This window comes from Pseudomonas sp. MPR-R2A5 (assembly GCF_058793055.1).
In genome coordinates this window covers 136,424-153,043 of record NZ_JBXAFK010000007.1, presented here as the reverse complement: position 1 = coordinate 153,043, position 16,620 = coordinate 136,424, and the positions used below count along the sequence as shown (strand labels likewise).

The window sequence follows — 16,620 nt, the reverse complement described above, 5'->3', positions numbered from 1 at the left end:
TTCTATCTGCCTCTCGTGTGATCAACACCTGTCAACCTTGACAGGTGCTTAGTACCATTTGTCCTGCATGTTCAGGCAGGTGTCATCCCTGTTCTCCAGCAGGCGCAATTCGTGATGACAACCCGGCACCTCCCACGTCAGGAAATACCGCGCAGCCTGGAGCTTGCCTTTATAGAAGTCGACATCCGCTGCATTGCCCTTGGCCAACCCTTCCTCGGCGCGAATCGCCTGTTCCAGCCAGCGCCAACCGATCACCGTGTGCCCGAATATCTTCAGGTACAGCGCCGAGTTCGCCAGGCTGCTGTTGACCTTGCCTTGGGCGAGATCGGTCAGCAGGCCAATCGTGACGCTTTGCAGGCGGGCCACCAGGTGTTCCAGCGGTTCCCTCAGGGCGGTCAGCGAAGGGTATTTCTGCGCGCGTGCGCCGGTCTCGGCGATCAACCGAATCAACTGTTTTAGACCAGCGCCGCCGTTCTGTGCGAGCTTGCGCCCGAGCAAATCCAGGGACTGGATGCCGTGGGTGCCTTCGTGGATCGGGTTCAGGCGGTTGTCGCGGTAGTACTGTTCCACCGGGTATTCACGGGTGTAACCGTGGCCGCCGAGGATCTGGATCGCCAGCTCGTTGGCCTTCAGGCAGAACTCCGAAGGCCAGGATTTGACGATGGGGGTGAGCAGGTCCAGCAGTTCGTGGGCTTGCCGGCGTTCGATGTCGGTGGCCAGGGTGGTGGTGTCATCGAACAGCCGCGCGGCATATAGGCCCAGGTCGAAGGCGCCTTCGACGTAGGCTTTCTGGGTCAGCAACATGCGCTTGATATCGGCGTGCTGGATGATGGACACCGGTGCAGTGGTCGGGTCCTTGCTGTCCGGCAGGCGGCCTTGGGGGCGTTCGCGGGCGTACTCCAACGAGTAGAGGTAACCGGCGTAGCCAAGCATCACCGCGCCCATGCCCACGCCGATACGTGCTTCGTTCATCATCTGGAACATGCAGCTCAGGCCCTGGTGGGGTTTGCCCACCAGGTAGCCGACGCAGTGGCCGTTATCGCCGAAATTCAGCGCTGTGGACGTGGTGCCGCGCCAACCCATCTTGTGGAACAGCCCGGCCAGCAACACATCGTTGCGCGCCCCCAGGCTGCCGTCGTCGTTGACGAGGAATTTGGGCACGATAAACAGCGAAATGCCCTTCACCCCGGCTGGTGCGTCCGGCAACTTGGCCAACACCATGTGCACAATGTTTTCCGACAGCGGATGGTCGCCGCCGGAGATGAAGATCTTGTTGCCCTTGAGGCGATAGCTGCCGTCGGCCGCAGGCTCCGCGCGGGTTCGGATATCTGATAGGGAGGAGCCGGCATGGGGTTCGGTCAGCGCCATGGTGCCGAAGAAGCGGCCCTCGATCATCGGCTGCAGGAAGCGTTGTTTCTGCTCCTCGGTGCCGAAGCTTTCGATCAGGTTGGCTGCGCCCATGGTCAGGAACGGGTAGGAAGTAGAGGCGGCGTTGGCGGCTTGGAAGTGGGCGAAACAGGCCTGGGACAGCAGGGTGGGCAACTGCATGCCACCGGCTTCGAAACTGCGCGCAGCATTGAGGAAACCGGCTTCCAGAAAGGCATCCACGGCGGGTTTCACTTCTGGAATCAGAATTGCCTTGCCGTCTTCGTAGCGCGGTTCGTTTTCGTCGTTTTTGCGGTTATGCGGCGCGAAGTACTTTTCCGCGATGCTGCGCGCGGTGCTGATCGCGGCGTCGAAGGTTTCGCGGTTGTGTTCGGCAAACCGCTCGCGCTGGGTCAGGCCCTCGGCGTCGAGGACTTCGTACAGCTCGAAAGCCAGATTGCGGGAACTGAGGAGCGTCTCGGACATGGCGGCTTACCTATATGGAGTAGGTCGGAGTCTAAGTGCGCGAATAGAGGCTGGATAGCAAGATTGATTTGGGTGATGAAGAGGCAGAACGCGGGGAGGGGAATTGAAAGGCGATCAAATGTGGGAGGGGGCTTGCCCCGATAGCAGTGTGTCAGTATCCGATGGACTGACTGATACTCCGCTATCGGGGGCAAGCCCCCTCTCACATGTTGACCGTGTTTCGTCAGGGTTAGCCGATGGTCATCAGGCTGGCGTTGCCGCCCGCCGCAGCGGTGTTGACGCTCAACGCTCGCTCGATCACCAGGCGCTCCAGGGCAATCGCCGTTTCCCCTTGGGACAGACCATGCACGCCGACAATCGCCCCGCCACGCTGGGCCACTTGCTGGCACACCGCACGCAGTTGGTCGGAATCGCCGTGGTGCAGGACCGCGTCGAACACCACTTCGTCTTTGGTCCAGTCCGCCACGCGTTTGATCTTCGCCTGAATCTCCTTCGGCAGGCGTGTGAACACGGCTTTGGTCAGGTCAGTTTCCGGCCATACCGCTGAACCGCCAACGGCCAAGACCGCCGCGAACTGGGTCAGCAGGTCGCCTTCGACTTCCGCCAGGCACAACACGTGCTCGCGAGGCAGGATGGCGTAGCTGTTGCGCTCGCCGGTCGGGCCGGCCAGTTGGCGAGTGATACCGCTTTGCGATTGCGCGGCGAACTGCGTGCACAGGGCGCTCAGTTCGCTGAACTTATTGCTGTCGGCCCAGGTTTTCAGGGCGTTCAGCGGTTGGCTCATGGCGTCGCGCAGGCGCACATCGGGTGCAGTCAGCTTGTCGCCGCGTACGAAGGATTGCTCGATGGCGTCCGTAGGACGGGTCGACAGCAGGCGATACAGGTACAACGGGCCACCGGCTTTCGGGCCGGTCCCCGACAGGCCTTCGCCGCCGAATGGCTGTACGCCGACCACGGCCCCGACGATGTTGCGGTTCACATAGACGTTACCGGCATTGACGTTGTCGATCACCTTGGCGATGGTCTCGTCGATGCGGGTATGCACACCCAGGGTCAGACCGTAGCCGGAGGCGTTGATCTGGCCGATGAGCTGGTCGATTTCTTTGCGCTTGTAGCGCACCACGTGCAGTACCGGGCCGAAGATTTCCCGTTGCAGCTCGTCGAAGCTTTCCAGCTCGATCAGGGTCGGCATCACGAAGGTGCCACGCTTGATCTCTTCGCCATCGGCAATCGCCACTTGGTACACATTGCGGCCTTTGTCGCGCATGGCCTGGATATGTTTCTCGATGCCGGCCTTGGCTTCGGCGTCGATCACCGGGCCGATATCCACCGACAGGCGCTCCGGGTTGCCCAGGCGGCATTCCGCCATGGCGCCCTTGAGCATTTCGATCACGCGGTCTGCCGAATCTTCCTGCAGGCACAGGACGCGCAGGGCCGAGCAACGCTGGCCGGCGCTATCAAACGCGGACGACACCACATCGATGACCACTTGTTCGGTCAGCGCCGAGGAGTCGACGATCATTGCGTTCTGGCCGCCGGTTTCGGCGATCAGCGGGATCGGACGACCCTGGGCATCCAGGCGCCCGGCGACGCTGCGTTGCAGCAGGCGCGCGACTTCGGTGGAACCGGTGAACATCACGCCTTTGACGCGATCATCACCGACCAGGCGTGCCCCCACACTTTCACCCTGGCCTGGCAGCAGTTGCAGCACGCCTTCCGGGATACCGGCTTCGAGCAGGATGCGCACGGCTTGGGCGGCAACCAGTGGGGTCTGTTCGGCAGGCTTGGCCAGCACCGGGTTACCGGCGGCCAGTGCCGCGGCGACTTGGCCGCTGAAGATCGCCAATGGGAAGTTCCATGGGCTGATGCAGACCACCGGGCCCAACGGGCGGTGGGCATCGTTGGTGAAGTCGTTGCGCGCCTGTACCGCGTAGTAGCGCAGGAAGTCCACGGCTTCACGCACTTCGGCGATGGCGTTGGCGAAGGTCTTGCCGGCTTCGCGTGCCAGCAGGCCCATCAGTGGCTGGATCTCGCCTTCCATCAGGTCGGCGGCCCGTTCCAGGATCGCGGCGCGCTCGGCGGGCGGGGTGGCCTGCCAGATCGGGCCGGCGTTGATGGCACACTGGATCGCGTTATCGACGTCTTCGACGGTGGCTTCCTGTACGTGGCCGACCACATCGCGCAGGTCGGACGGGTTCAATACCGCTGCCGCTGCTTGATTGCTGGCGGCGCATCCGAGCATCGGCGCGGCTTTCCAGTCGTTGTGCGCAGTGGCCAGCAGGGCGCAGGAGAGCGACGCCAAGCGGTGTTCGTTGGCCAGGTCGATACCGGCCGAGTTGGCGCGGTCGCTGCCGTACAGGTCACGCGGCAGCGGGATACGCGGGTGCGGCAGGCCGAAGCCGCCTTCCAGCGTCGCCATCTGCTCGATGCTGGCCACTGGGTCGGCCACCAGCTCCTGAATCGAGATCGATTGGTCGGCGATACGGTTGACGAACGAGGTGTTGGCGCCGTTTTCCAGCAGGCGGCGTACCAGGTAGGCCAGCAGTGTTTCGTGGGTGCCGACCGGTGCATAGACGCGGCACGGACGGTTCAGCTTGCCTTCCGACACCTTGCCCACGACCTGTTCGTACAGGGGTTCACCCATGCCATGCAGGCATTGGAACTCGTACTGGCCGGGGTAATAGTTCTGACCGGCGATATGGTAGATGGCCGACAGCGTATGGGCGTTGTGTGTGGCGAACTGAGGGTAGATGGCTTCCGGCACCGACAGCAGTTTGCGTGCGCAGGCAATGTAGGAAACGTCGGTGTACACCTTGCGTGTGTATACCGGGTAGCCTTCCAGGCCTTCGACCTGGGCTCGCTTGATTTCGCTGTCCCAGTAAGCGCCTTTCACCAGGCGGATCATCAGGCGATGGCGGCTGCGGCGCGCCAGGTCGATGACGTAGTCGATCACATACGGGCAGCGCTTCTGGTACGCCTGGATCACGAAACCGATGCCGTTCCAGCCGGTCAGTTGCGGCTCGAAGCACAGGCGTTCGAGCAGGTCCAGGGACAGCTCCAGGCGGTCGGCTTCCTCGGCGTCGATGTTCAGGCCGATATCGTATTGCTTGGCCAGCAGGGTCAGGGACAGCAGGCGCGGGTACAGCTCGTCCATCACGCGTTCGTACTGCGCGCGGCTGTAGCGCGGGTGCAGTGCCGACAACTTGATGGAGATGCCCGGGCCTTCATAAATCCCGCGACCATGGGACGCTTTGCCGATGGAATGAATGGCTTGTTCGTACGACGCGAGGTATTTCTGCGCATCGTGTTCGGTCAGTGCGGCTTCACCGAGCATGTCATAGGAATAGCGGAAACCCTTGGCTTCGAACTTGCTCGCATTGGCCAGGGCTTCGGCGATGGTTTCGCCGGTGACGAATTGTTCGCCCATCAGGCGCATGGCCATGTCGACGCCCTTGCGGATCATCGGCTCGCCGCTCTTGCCGATGATGCGGCTCAGGGACGAGGTGAGGCCGGCTTCGTTGTGGGTGGCGACCAGTTTCCCGGTCAGCAGCAAGCCCCAGGTGGCGGCATTGACGAACAGCGACGGGCTGTTGCCCAGGTGCGGCTGCCAGTTGCCGGTGCTGATCTTGTCGCGGATCAGCGCGTCACGCGTGCCTTTGTCCGGGATACGCAGCAGCGCTTCGGCCAGGCACATCAGTGCCACGCCTTCCTGGGATGACAGGGAAAATTCCTGCAACAGACCCTGGACAATGCCGGCACGGCCGCCGGCGCTCTTCTGGTTGCGCAGTTTTTCGGCAATCGAAGCGGCCAGCTTGTTGGTGGCTTCGGCCATCTGCACTGGCAGGCGAGCCTGCTCGATGAGCATCGGCACCACTTCTGGTTCGGGGCGACGGTAAGCGGCGGTGATCGAGGCGCGCAGTACCGATTGCGGCAGGATGCTCTCGGCGAACTCCAGGAAGCATTGGTGGGCGTGGTCGGCCTGAACCTCACCGGCATCATCGGCATCCTTGCTGCTCAAGCCATTGAGCTCGGTCAGGGTTGCACCACCCTCGAGTTTCTCCAGGTAATTGAAAATCGCCTGCTTGATCAGCCAGTGCGGCGTGCGATCAATGGAGGTCGCGGCGGCCTTCAGGCGCTCGCGGGTCGGGTCGTCGAGTTTGACCCCAAGGGTGGTCGTAGCCATTTTCTTATCCTCATGGGTGCCACTACCGAGTGGCATCAGCTGGCGGCAAGATTAGCTTTGCGCATGAAGAGGTGCAACCGGGTGCAACCCTTTTTGTTCAGGAAATTTTCGATGCTTCATCGGAAAAAAACCGGCCTTCGACGGAATCGGCTTGGTATTGGTGCATTTGCTTCTGAGATCGGCTGTTCTTGCTCCGAAAAGGAGCAAAAACACGCTGTTTTCTCGAATTTACACCTGGGTGCAACTTATTCCCCAGAAACTGGTTGCACCTTATTTGCTTTGTTGAATAGCATTCGCGCCCAAGGTGCAACCGCCTTCAGGGTTCGGTTCATCGGCTGGCGGCTTTCCTGGGGAAACGCCAGTCATAAATGCACGGCACGCCGGTTCGTCTACCCCACTATCCACGGGTGGCCGTCCGACAGACCGTCGCTACATAAAAACAAAGCCAGGGCGTCACTCTAATGAGCGTTAGCAATCCCACCCTGATCACGTTTGTGATCTACATCGCAGCAATGGTACTGATCGGCCTCATGGCCTATCGCTCCACCAACAACCTTTCCGATTACATCCTGGGCGGCCGCAGCCTCGGTAGCGTGGTGACGGCCTTGTCGGCCGGAGCTTCCGACATGAGTGGCTGGTTGTTGATGGGCTTGCCGGGCGCAATCTACATGTCCGGCCTGTCGGAAAGCTGGATCGCCATCGGCCTGATCGTCGGTGCCTACCTCAACTGGCTGTTCGTGGCCGGTCGCCTGCGGGTACAGACCGAACATAACGGCGACGCCTTGACCCTGCCGGACTACTTCTCCAGCCGTTTCGAAGACAAGAGTGGCCTGCTGCGGATCATCTCCGCGGTGGTGATCCTGGTGTTCTTCACCATCTATTGCGCCTCCGGCATCGTGGCCGGTGCCCGTCTGTTCGAAAGCACCTTTGGGATGTCCTACGAGACGGCCTTGTGGGCGGGTGCTGCGGCGACGATTGCCTACACCTTCGTCGGTGGTTTCCTGGCGGTGAGCTGGACCGACACCGTACAAGCCACCCTGATGATCTTCGCGCTGATCCTGACGCCGATCATCGTGCTGTTGGCCACCGGTGGCGTCGATACCACCTTCCTGGCGATCGAAGCGAAGAACCCCGACAACTTCAACATGCTGAAAAACACCACCTTCATCGGCGTCATTTCGCTGATGGGCTGGGGCCTGGGTTATTTCGGCCAGCCGCATATCCTCGCGCGTTTCATGGCGGCGGACTCGGTGAAGTCGATCGCCAACGCACGACGCATCTCCATGACCTGGATGATCCTGTGCCTGGGCGGCACCGTCGCCGTAGGCTTCTTCGGTATTGCTTACTTCTCGGCGCACCCGGAAGTGGCCGGCCCGGTCAATGAGAACCACGAGCGTGTGTTCATCGAGCTGGCCAAGCTGCTGTTCAACCCCTGGATCGCGGGTGTGCTGCTGTCAGCCATCCTGGCGGCGGTGATGAGTACCCTGAGCTGCCAGTTGCTGGTGTGCTCCAGCGCCCTGACCGAAGACTTCTACAAGACTTTCCTGCGCAAGAACGCCTCCCAGGTTGAACTGGTGTGGGTCGGTCGCGCCATGGTGCTGCTGGTGGCCTTGATCGCCATCGCCATGGCCGCCAACCCGAACAACCGTGTCCTCGGCCTGGTCAGTTATGCCTGGGCCGGTTTCGGTGCGGCATTCGGCCCTGTGGTGCTGATCTCGGTGATCTGGAAACACATGACCCGTAACGGCGCACTGGCCGGTATCCTGGTCGGCGCGATTACGGTGATCGTGTGGAAGCATTTCGCGTTACTGGGCCTGTACGAAATCATTCCAGGCTTCATCTTTGCCAGCCTGGCGATCTACATCGTCAGCAAGCTGGGCGCACCGACTGCCGGTATGGTCGAGCGTTTTGATGCAGCGGAAAAAGACTACAACCTCAACAAGTAATTCGCCGAGTGCTGAGCACTCGTTGAGTTGAGAAAGGCCCGCCTCCTTCGGATGGCGGGCCTTTTTTTGGCCTGCGATTCGTTCGGCTCTAAGAAAACCCAGACGCTCAGTTGTAGGGATTTACTGATTTGCCTGAAGCATGCCCAGTGGGGTGTGGGGCTGGTGCAAAATCGCTCGCCCACCCTTTGCAGAGAAACACCGGATGTTCGCTCCTGCCAATCAAAGTGCCTTCACCCTGACCCTGGATGGGGTTGCCAGTGATCTCAAGGTCTACAGCTTCAAAGGCCAGGAAACCCTGAGCCAGCCCTATTGCTTTGATCTTGAAGTGGTGGGCGAGCAGCCGGACCTTGACTTGGAAAGCCTGATGCATCGCGAGGCGTTTCTGGGGTTCGCCCCCCAGGGCCACGGTATCCATGGCCTGGTTTATCTCGCCGCCCAAGGCGACGCCGGCCGGCGCCTGACCCGCTATCAGTTGCGCCTGGTGCCGCAGCTGGCTTACCTGCAACACAGCAGTCATCAACGTATTTTCCAGGGTAAGACGGTGCCGCAGATCATTTCGCTGGTGCTGGAAGGGCAGGGGTGCCAGGGCGATACCTTCGAGTTTCGCCTGAGTGGCAAATACCCTGAGCGGGAGTATTGCGTGCAGTTTGATGAAACCGATCTGGCGTTCGTACAACGCTTGTGCGCCGAGGTGGGTATTCACTATCACTTCCAGCATTCGCCGGACAGGCACTTGCTGGTGTTTGGTGACGACCAGACGGTATTTGCCCAGGCCGAGCAGGCCACGCCCTATCACCCCGGTTCGGGAATGGTGGCGGATACGCCGGCGATCAAGCGCTTTACCGTAAGAGTCCAGGCGCGCACCACGGCGGTCAGCCTGCGCGACTACGACTTTTCCAAGCCGAATGTGACATTGGAAAGTGCGGTGGCCGGGGAGCAGTTCCCACGCCTTGAAGAGCAGCGCTATCCGGGCCGCTTCAGCGACCGTTCCCATGGCAAGTACCTCGCGCAGCGCGCCTTGGAACGTCACCGCTGTGATCATCGCCTGGCTCATGGCAGCAGCGATCAGTCGGCCATGCTCTGTGGTCAGTTTCTACGGCTCGCCGGTCACCCCCGTGAGGAGTGGAATGATTTGTGGCTGGTGACGGCCGTTACCCACGAGGGGTTGCAGCCCCAGGTGCTGGAGGACTCGGTGACGCAAGTGCCGGGCGCTGAGTTTCGCCAGGGCTATCGCAACGACTTTGTCGCCGCCCCCTGGGATGTCACGTTTCGTCCACCTTTGCCGCAGGCTCGTACGTTGGTCGCCGGTTACCAGAATGCCGTGGTGACCGGCCCCGGTGGCAGCGAGGTCCATTGTGACGCCTTGGGGCGGGTCAAGGTGCAAATGGCGTGGGACCGCGCCGGGCAGCACGACGAACACTCCAGTTGCTGGCTGCGGGTGGCCAGTGGTTGGGCCCATCAGCGCTATGGTTCGATGTTGATCCCGCGGGTCGGCATGGAGGTGTTGGTCGGGTTCGTCAATGGTGACGTCGACATGCCGATGGTGATGGGCTGCGTGCCCAATGCGGTGACGCCCGTGCCGCTGACGTTGCCGGCTGACAAGACCCGCAGCATCTTCCGCAGCCAGAGCAGCCCCGGTGGGGGTGGGTACAACGAGCTGTGCATCGAGGACCGCAAAGGTGCCGAGGAAATCTACCTGCGCGCCGAGCGTGACTGGCGCCAGCAGGTGCTGCACGACTTCCGTCTGCAGGCCGGCCAGGACATGGCGTTCAACGCGGGGCAGCGGGTTACGGTGGACGCAGCGGGAAGTATCACGCTGCAGGCGGGAGGGCATTCGATCACGGTATCGGCGGCGGGGATTTTCAGCAGTGCGCCGATTCAACTCAGTGCCGCGCCGGCGAGTGTGCCCGCGGTTCCCCCGGTGTTGCTGGGCATGGCGCAGGTACTCAATTTCAAGCGCAGCGCACCATTTTGCGCGGAGTGTGAGCGATGCAAGAACGGCGTCTGCACCACGACCCATGGCGGTGCCCTGTGATTGCCCCCCGCGAATGGCTGAAGCGTGACCCCCTGCAGCCAGGGGAGCAATTGTTTGCCGTGTTGGGCAGCGCCAGCGATTATTGCCCCGTTGCAGCCTGGCGCGAGTCGGGAGAGCAACCCCCAGAGGCGATCTGGGCTGGAACCGAATACGCTCAATGGGAACCGGTGATGCCCCATGCCGCAGTGGTTGCCGTGGACAGCGCATTTCTGGATTGGGCGGCTGAGTGCGAGGGCCGCGATTGGGGCTGGTTGGCGGTGTCCACCTGTCCGTTACCCACCGTCGTGGCGCATTTGCGCAGCCTGACCAAAGTGCTGATGCCGGATGGGCAAGCAGTGTTCTTCCGCTTTTGGGACGGGACTTACCTGCTGCCGATGCTGCAAGCGATGGGTTCGGAGGCGAAGGCGATGTTGCCGGTGTTTCATCGTTACTGGATCAACGGTGAGCTGCATGCGCTGGCAAGCAGCGGAGCAGGGCCGGCCAAAAGCAGCCCGTGGTGGGCGATGTCGGAGGCAGTACTCCAGGCCCTGGCCGATCACTCCAGCGTCACCCAGGTGGAAAACCTGCTGCAATGGCTGGAGGAGGAGCGGCCCGATTTGCATGGGGCCTTTGCGGCTGCGACCTTGAGGCACAAGGTCGCCTATTTCGTGCGTATGCCGCACGCAACCCCGGCGGCACTGGCCGATTACCTGGCCTTAGAGTCGGGCTGACGCCAGCGCCTGTTGCAAATCATCGATCAGGTCTTCGATCGCCTCGATGCCCACTGACAACCGAATCATTTCTGGCTTCACGCCGGCCTTGGCCTGTTCCTGTTCGTTCATCTGTCGATGGGTGGTGGAGGCCGGATGGCAGGCCAGGGACTTGGCATCGCCGATATTGACCAGACGCTTGAAGATTTGCAGCGCATCGTAGAAGCGCACGCCGGCGTCGTAGCCGCCCTTCAAGCCGAAGGACAGGATCGCCGACGGCTTGCCCTGCATGTATTTCTGCGCCAGGGCGTAGTGCGGGTGGTCCGGCAGCCCGGCATAGCTGACCCATTCGACCTCGACGTGGTGTTGCAGGAACTGTGCGATCTTCAGGGCGTTCTCGGTGTGGCGTTCCATACGCAGGGCGAGGGTCTCCAGGCCTTGCAGCAACAGAAAGGCATTCATGGGGGCGAGCGCCGCGCCGGTATTGCGCAGGGGCACGGTGCGCGCGCGGGCGATAAAGGCGGCAGGGCCGAATTTCTCGGTGTAGACCACACCGTGGTAAGCCGGCTCGGGCTGGTTGAGGCCGGGGAATTTTTCCGGGTATTTCGTCCACGGGAACGTGCCACTGTCGACGATCACGCCGCCGAGGGAATTGCCATGCCCGCCGACATACTTGGTCACTGAGTGCACGACGATATCGGCGCCGAACTGGATCGGCTTGCACAGGATCGGCGTGGCCACGGTGTTGTCCACCATCAGCGGCACGCCGCGGGCGTGGGCGACGTTGGCCAGGGCTTCGAGGTCGATGATATTACCCGCCGGGTTGCCGATGCTTTCGCAGTACACCAGCTTGGTATTGTCATCGATCAGCTCGGCGATGGCTTCGGCAGAGTCGTTGCGTGCGAAGCGCACGTCGACGCCAAAGCTCGGTAGCAGGTGGGCGAACAGGGTGTAGGTGCCGCCATAGAGTTGCGGGGTGGTGACGATATTGTCGCCGGCACGGGTCAGGGTCTGGATCGCATAGTGGATTGCCGCGCTGCCGGCGGAGACCGCCAGGGCGGCGATGCCGCCTTCCAGTGCGGCCATGCGCTGCTCCAGTACATCGTTGGTCGGGTTCATGATCCGCGTGTAGATGTTGCCGGGCACATCCAGGTTGAACAGGTCGGCGCCATGCTGGGCGTTATCGAATTCAAAGGCGACGTTCTGGTAGATCGGTACGGCAACGGCCTTGGTGGTCGGGTCCGATTTGAAACCGTGGTGCAGTGCGAGGGTGGCGTCTTTCATAATTGTTATTGACCTCCTTGGAGAGTGGGCGCTGGCTTGCCGGTGATGGCCCCATCGCGCAGTGCAGGTAATACCGCGTCGCTTACATCATGGGCAAGCCCGCACAGCCTGTAGGGATTAGATTGTTTTCAGCGGTCGTCCTGTATTTGCGGCATAAGCACCGCCTGGCATGCGGCCCTGCACCTTTGCCCCGGTAGAAGGTAAACTTCGCCCCCTGCGCAGGAGCAACCATGAATTATCGTCACGCCTTTCACGCCGGCAACCATGCCGATGTCTTCAAACACCTGACCTTGACCCGCCTCATCGCCCTGATGTCGCGCAAGGAGCAGCCGTTCGCCTATCTCGACACCCATGCCGGCATTGGCCTGTACGACTTGCAGGGCGACCAGGCCAACCGCACGGGTGAGTACCTGGAAGGCATCGCCCGGCTGTGGGGCGAGAGCGACCTGCCGCCGCTGACCGCCGATTACATGCGCGTACTGCACGAGATGAACCCGGACGGCCAGTTGCGCTACTACCCCGGCTCGCCCGAGCTGGCCCGCCGCCTGACACGGCCCCAGGACCGTGTGCTGCTCAATGAAAAGCACCCGGAAGACGGCGTGTTACTCAAGGACAACATGAAGGGTGATCGTCGGGTCAAGGTGCACTTGGGCGAGGGCTGGCACGTGCCGCGAGCCCTGTTGCCGGTGCCGGAGAAACGCGCGTTGATGCTGATCGACCCGCCGTTCGAACAACTCGATGAGATGCAGCGCTGCGCGGCGTCCCTCAAGGAAGCGGTGGGCCGCATGCGCCAGACGGTCGCGGCGATCTGGTATCCGGTAAAGGACCAGCGCATGTTGCGCCGCTTCTACCAGGACCTGGCCGGCACCGGTGCACCGAAGTTACTGCGTGTGGAGTTGCTCGTGCATCCGCTGGACACCCCCAACACCCTGACCGGCTCGGGCCTGGCGATCGCCAACCCGCCGTGGGGCCTGGAGGAGGAGTTGCGTGAGCTGCTGCCGTGGCTGTCCAAGAAGCTGGGCCAGACCCAGGGTGGGTGGCAGATGGATTGGCTTATTGCCGAGTAACCACGTCTGGCGCTAAACCAATGTGGGAGGGGGCTTGCCCCCGATTGTGGTATGTCAGTTACAGATGTACCGACTGACGCTCCGCTATCGGGGGCAAGCCCCCTCCCACATTTTGATTCATGTTGATCTTAGATCGGGCAGGTCACGCCGGTACCGCCAATCCCGCAGTAGCCCTGCGGGTTCTTCGCCAGATACTGTTGGTGATAGGCCTCGGCGAAGTACACCGTCGGTGCTTCGTCGATTTCCGTGGTGATAGTGCCCAGGCCCGCTTTGGTCAGTTCGGCCTGATAGGCCTCGGCACTGGCCTTCGCTGCCGCCAGCTGTTCAGGCGTAGTGGCATAGATCACCGAGCGGTATTGGCTGCCGATGTCATTGCCCTGGCGCATGCCCTGGGTCGGGTTATGCAGTTCCCAGAACATCTTCAGCAGGTCTTCGTATTTGACCTTGGCCTGGTCGTATACCACCAGCACCACTTCGCTGTGGCCGGTCAGGCCCGAGCAGACTTCTTCGTAGGTCGGGTTCGGTGTGAAGCCGCCGGCGTAGCCGACCACGGTACTGACCACGCCGTCGCGCTGCCAGAACTTGCGTTCCGCGCCCCAGAAACAACCCAGGCCGAAGATTGCGAAACCGACGTCGTCGAGGAATGGGCCCAGCAGTGGGTTGCCGTTGACGAAGTGCGTCTCTGGCAGCGCCATCGGGGTTTCACGGCCAGGCAAAGCTTGTTCTTGAGTAGGAAGCACGTTTTTGTTCACCAGAATTTCCGAGCGCAAGACCATGATCAGTCCTCTCAGTCAGATTGAGTTAGGTAAAAATTCAGACCGCCAGTGTGCCCGAGTGTTACCGCGCTGTCAGGCGATTGGCCCGCGCGGGTAGCGTTTAAGCTTCTCGAGCAGTTCTGAGCCGGGGATGGGCCGGTCGAACAGGTAGCCTTGGCCGACGTCGCAACGATGCCGACGCAGGAATGCCAATTGTTCGGAGGTCTCAATGCCCTCGGCCACGACCTTGAGCTTGAGGTTGTGGGCCATGGCGATCACGGCCGAGGTGATTTCCATGTCGTCCTGGTTGTCCGGGATCTCGTGGATAAAGCTGCGATCGATCTTAATGATGTCGATGGGGAATTTTTTCAAGTAGCTGAGCGACGAGTAGCCGGTGCCGAAATCGTCCATCGCCAGGGTCAGGCCGAAGCTTTTCAGTTGGTCCAGTTGCAGGCGCGTGTCCTCGGTGGCTTCCAGCAGCAAGCCTTCGGTCAGTTCCAGTTCCAGCAGGTTGGCTGGCAGCTCTTCTTCCTTGAGGATCGCGGCAATCGAGGCTACCAGGTCCGGGTCGGAAAACTGTTTGGGCGACAGGTTGATCGCCACCTGCAAGTTGCCCATGCCGGCGGCGCTGAGTCGTTTGCTCATGCGGCATGCCTGGCGCGCGATCCATTTGCCGATGGGGATGATCAGCCCGGTCTCTTCTGCCACGCTGATGAACTGGTCGGGGCGGATCATGCCCTTTTCCGGGTGGTTCCAGCGCAACAACGCTTCCATACCCAGCAAGCGACCGCTGCGCAGGCACAGCTTGGGCTGGTAGAACACATCCAGCTCGTTCTGGGTCAGGGCGCGGCGCAGGTTGTTTTCCACGAACAGCTTGTAGCTGGCCTCGGCATTCAGCGCCTCGGTAAACACCTGCACCTGGTGTTTGCCGTTGGCCTTGGCCTTGTGCAGCGCCAGGCCGGCGTTACGCATCAGGGTTTGCGGGTCGCGCCCATGTAGCGGCGCACAGGCCAGGCCTACGGAGCCGGTGACGCTGATTAATTGGTTGTCGACGAACATCGGTTTGTCGAGGGTCGCCAACAACTGGCTGGCGACCTGCTGGCCACTCTCCAGGTCAGTGTCGTCGAGCAGTACCGCAAATTCGTTGCTGGCGAAGCGTGCCAGGCTGCCGCCGGCGCTGAGGCTGTTACGCAGGCGGCGGGCCAGGCTGATCAACAGTTTGTCGCCAGTCTGGTGGCCGAGGCTGTCGTTGATCCGCTTGAAGTTGTCGATGTCCACCAGCAGCAGGCTGATCGGGCTGTCGCTGTCGCGGGCAAAGCGCTCGTCGAGGTTGCGGATAAACGCTGGACGGTTACCCAGGTTAGTCAGGTTGTCGGTATAGGCCAGGCGCTCGATACGCTGCTGGGCAAGCTTGGTCTGGGTGATGTCTTCGTAGATGCCGATGTAGTGGGTCAGTTCACGGTTGTCGCCGTAGACCTTGGAGATCGACAACTGGCCCCAGTAGGGTTCCAGGTTCTTGCGTCGGCTCTTGAACTCGCCCTGCCAGCTGTTGCTCTGGGCCAGGCTGGAAGGGGCGTCGAACAGCAGCTCGCTGAGGTTCTCCAGCGCCGGCAATTGTGCCAGGCGGTGGCCGTGGACTTCTTCGGTGCTGTACTGGGTGATCGCGGTAAAGCTGGGGTTGACGTACTCCACCACGCCATCGCAATTGACCAGCAGGAAGGCGTTGGCGCTTTGTTCCACCGCGCGCTGGAACAGGTGCAAGGCGCTGGTGGCGGTGCGGCGGTTGTGGTTGTTGATGACCTGGGCGAACTGGTCGGCCAGCTCGCCGGCAAAGGCGATCTCGTCGGACTGCCAGGCCCGCGGGCTGCCGGTCTGCTCCAGGCACAACACGCCAACCACCTGGCCATCCACCCGGATGCTCGCGTCGAGCATGGCGTACACATCCTTGGCCCGCAGGGATTCGGCCATCTCCCGGGTCCGCGGGTCGCGCATGGCATTGGTGGCATCGATGGCCCGGCTGGTTTGCAGGGCTTCCAGGTAGTCCGGAAAGCCACTGGCATCGATCGGCTCGGGCAAATGGTACTGCTGATCAGCGTGGCGGTACGCCGAGATCGGTACCAGGCGCTGGCCTTCGAGGTTCCAGATACTGGCGCAACCGATCTGGTAGATATCGCAGGCGCTACGGGTGATCAGCTCGGCGGCTTCCTGCAGCGAATTATTCGTGGTGTAGCGCTGGCGGGCCAGCAGCAGGATCAGCTCCTGCTGGGCGCGCACCCGCTCCAGGTGTTGCAATTGCTCCTGTTGCGCACGCTGGTTGAGTTCCAGCGCAATCTGCAGGCGGCTGTTCTGGCTTTCCAGGTCCGTTGTCGGGGCATCGGAAGGCGGGGCGTTGAAGAGGCCGTCGACCACCATCAGGTAGCCACGCAGCAGGTGACGATTGTGCTGTTTGTAGGCTTCTCCCATTTCCAGCACGCTCAGCGGGCCATTGCTGGTGTGCAAGGTGTAGCGCACCAGATAGTGGGGGCTCTGGGCCAGTTGCTGCTGGATGGCGTCATGCAGCTGATAGCGCGCCTGTGGCTCCATCAGGCTGGCGTACGGAGAACCGATCAGGGCGCACAGCTCCACCGCCGGCAGGCCGAATTGGCGCTCGCAATTGGGGTCCAGGTACAGCAGGGCCCAGCTTGCCTCATTAAGCCGCTCGAAACGCAGCATACCGAGGCGCGAAGGCACCGGTAATTGCGTCACTACCTCGGCCGCCGTACGGGCGACATCGGGTTGGCTTTTCATGGGGGAAGCTCACTTGAAAAAAC

9 protein-coding genes are annotated in these 16,620 nt (G+C 61.7%); 4 read left to right on the top strand and 5 right to left on the bottom strand.

The genetic code is table 11. The features are described from left to right. Positions 1–48: 48 nt before the first annotated feature. Positions 49–1,851, bottom strand: a complete 1,803-nt coding sequence (locus tag AC1Q6I_RS08045) for an acyl-CoA dehydrogenase (RefSeq protein ID WP_102623821.1) — start codon at positions 1,849–1,851, stop codon at positions 49–51. A gap of 229 nt (positions 1,852–2,080) precedes the next feature. Beyond that, positions 2,081–6,034, bottom strand: a complete 3,954-nt coding sequence (gene putA / locus AC1Q6I_RS08040; RefSeq protein WP_102623820.1) for a trifunctional transcriptional regulator/proline dehydrogenase/L-glutamate gamma-semialdehyde dehydrogenase — start codon at positions 6,032–6,034, stop codon at positions 2,081–2,083. Between the two features lie 461 nt (positions 6,035–6,495). Between putA and putP the strand changes: the two genes are divergently transcribed. The 3 genes from putP to AC1Q6I_RS08025 all read left to right on the top strand — a co-directional run bounded on the left by putP (position 6,496) and on the right by AC1Q6I_RS08025 (position 10,725). Beyond that, positions 6,496–7,980: a sodium/proline symporter PutP gene (gene putP / locus AC1Q6I_RS08035; RefSeq protein ID WP_024073019.1), complete on the top strand. Its 1,485-nt coding sequence runs from the start codon at positions 6,496–6,498 to the stop codon at positions 7,978–7,980. Positions 7,981–8,182: 202 nt separating this feature from the next. Further along, positions 8,183–10,015: a type VI secretion system Vgr family protein gene (locus AC1Q6I_RS08030; RefSeq protein WP_024073020.1), complete on the top strand. Its 1,833-nt coding sequence runs from the start codon at positions 8,183–8,185 to the stop codon at positions 10,013–10,015. After that, complete coding sequence (locus tag AC1Q6I_RS08025; RefSeq protein ID WP_256581195.1) at positions 10,012–10,725, top strand: DUF4123 domain-containing protein; 714 nt, start codon at positions 10,012–10,014, stop codon at positions 10,723–10,725. The genes AC1Q6I_RS08030 and AC1Q6I_RS08025 overlap by 4 nt, the downstream gene beginning before the upstream one ends. On the opposite strand, the gene AC1Q6I_RS08020 is transcribed toward AC1Q6I_RS08025, so the two are convergent. After that, positions 10,711–11,988, bottom strand: a complete 1,278-nt coding sequence (locus AC1Q6I_RS08020; protein WP_024073022.1) for an O-acetylhomoserine aminocarboxypropyltransferase/cysteine synthase family protein — start codon at positions 11,986–11,988, stop codon at positions 10,711–10,713. The two genes, AC1Q6I_RS08025 and AC1Q6I_RS08020, sit on opposite strands and share 15 nt — an antisense overlap. A 230-nt stretch (positions 11,989–12,218) precedes the next feature. On the opposite strand from AC1Q6I_RS08020, the gene AC1Q6I_RS08015 reads away from it, so the two are divergent. After that, positions 12,219–13,055 carry a 23S rRNA (adenine(2030)-N(6))-methyltransferase RlmJ gene (locus AC1Q6I_RS08015; RefSeq protein ID WP_024073023.1) on the top strand — a complete coding sequence of 279 codons (837 nt, stop codon included), beginning with the start codon at positions 12,219–12,221 and terminating at the stop codon, positions 13,053–13,055. 128 nt (positions 13,056–13,183) lie between these two features. On the opposite strand, the gene msrA is transcribed toward AC1Q6I_RS08015, so the two are convergent. Beyond that, positions 13,184–13,831, bottom strand: coding sequence for a peptide-methionine (S)-S-oxide reductase MsrA (gene msrA, locus AC1Q6I_RS08010; RefSeq protein ID WP_024073024.1), 648 nt, complete (start codon positions 13,829–13,831; stop codon positions 13,184–13,186). Positions 13,832–13,903: 72 nt separating this feature from the next. Next, positions 13,904–16,597 carry a putative bifunctional diguanylate cyclase/phosphodiesterase gene (locus AC1Q6I_RS08005; RefSeq protein WP_024073025.1) on the bottom strand — a complete coding sequence of 898 codons (2,694 nt, stop codon included), beginning with the start codon at positions 16,595–16,597 and terminating at the stop codon, positions 13,904–13,906. Between the last annotated feature and the right edge of the window lie 23 nt (positions 16,598–16,620).

Excerpts from the sequence above, each read along its gene's own strand:
- AC1Q6I_RS08020 (WP_024073022.1), bottom strand. The coding sequence starts at position 11,988 with ATGAAAGACGCCACCCTCGCACTGCACCACGGTTTCAAATCGGACCCG.
- AC1Q6I_RS08045 (WP_102623821.1), bottom strand. The coding sequence starts at position 1,851 with ATGTCCGAGACGCTCCTCAGTTCCCGCAATCTGGCTTTCGAGCTGTAC.
- AC1Q6I_RS08015 (WP_024073023.1), top strand. The coding sequence starts at position 12,219 with ATGAATTATCGTCACGCCTTTCACGCCGGCAACCATGCCGATGTCTTC.
- putP (WP_024073019.1), top strand. The coding sequence starts at position 6,496 with ATGAGCGTTAGCAATCCCACCCTGATCACGTTTGTGATCTACATCGCA.
- msrA (WP_024073024.1), bottom strand. The coding sequence starts at position 13,831 with ATGGTCTTGCGCTCGGAAATTCTGGTGAACAAAAACGTGCTTCCTACT.
- AC1Q6I_RS08005 (WP_024073025.1), bottom strand. The coding sequence starts at position 16,597 with ATGAAAAGCCAACCCGATGTCGCCCGTACGGCGGCCGAGGTAGTGACG.
- putA (WP_102623820.1), bottom strand. The coding sequence starts at position 6,034 with ATGGCTACGACCACCCTTGGGGTCAAACTCGACGACCCGACCCGCGAG.
- AC1Q6I_RS08030 (WP_024073020.1), top strand. The coding sequence starts at position 8,183 with ATGTTCGCTCCTGCCAATCAAAGTGCCTTCACCCTGACCCTGGATGGG.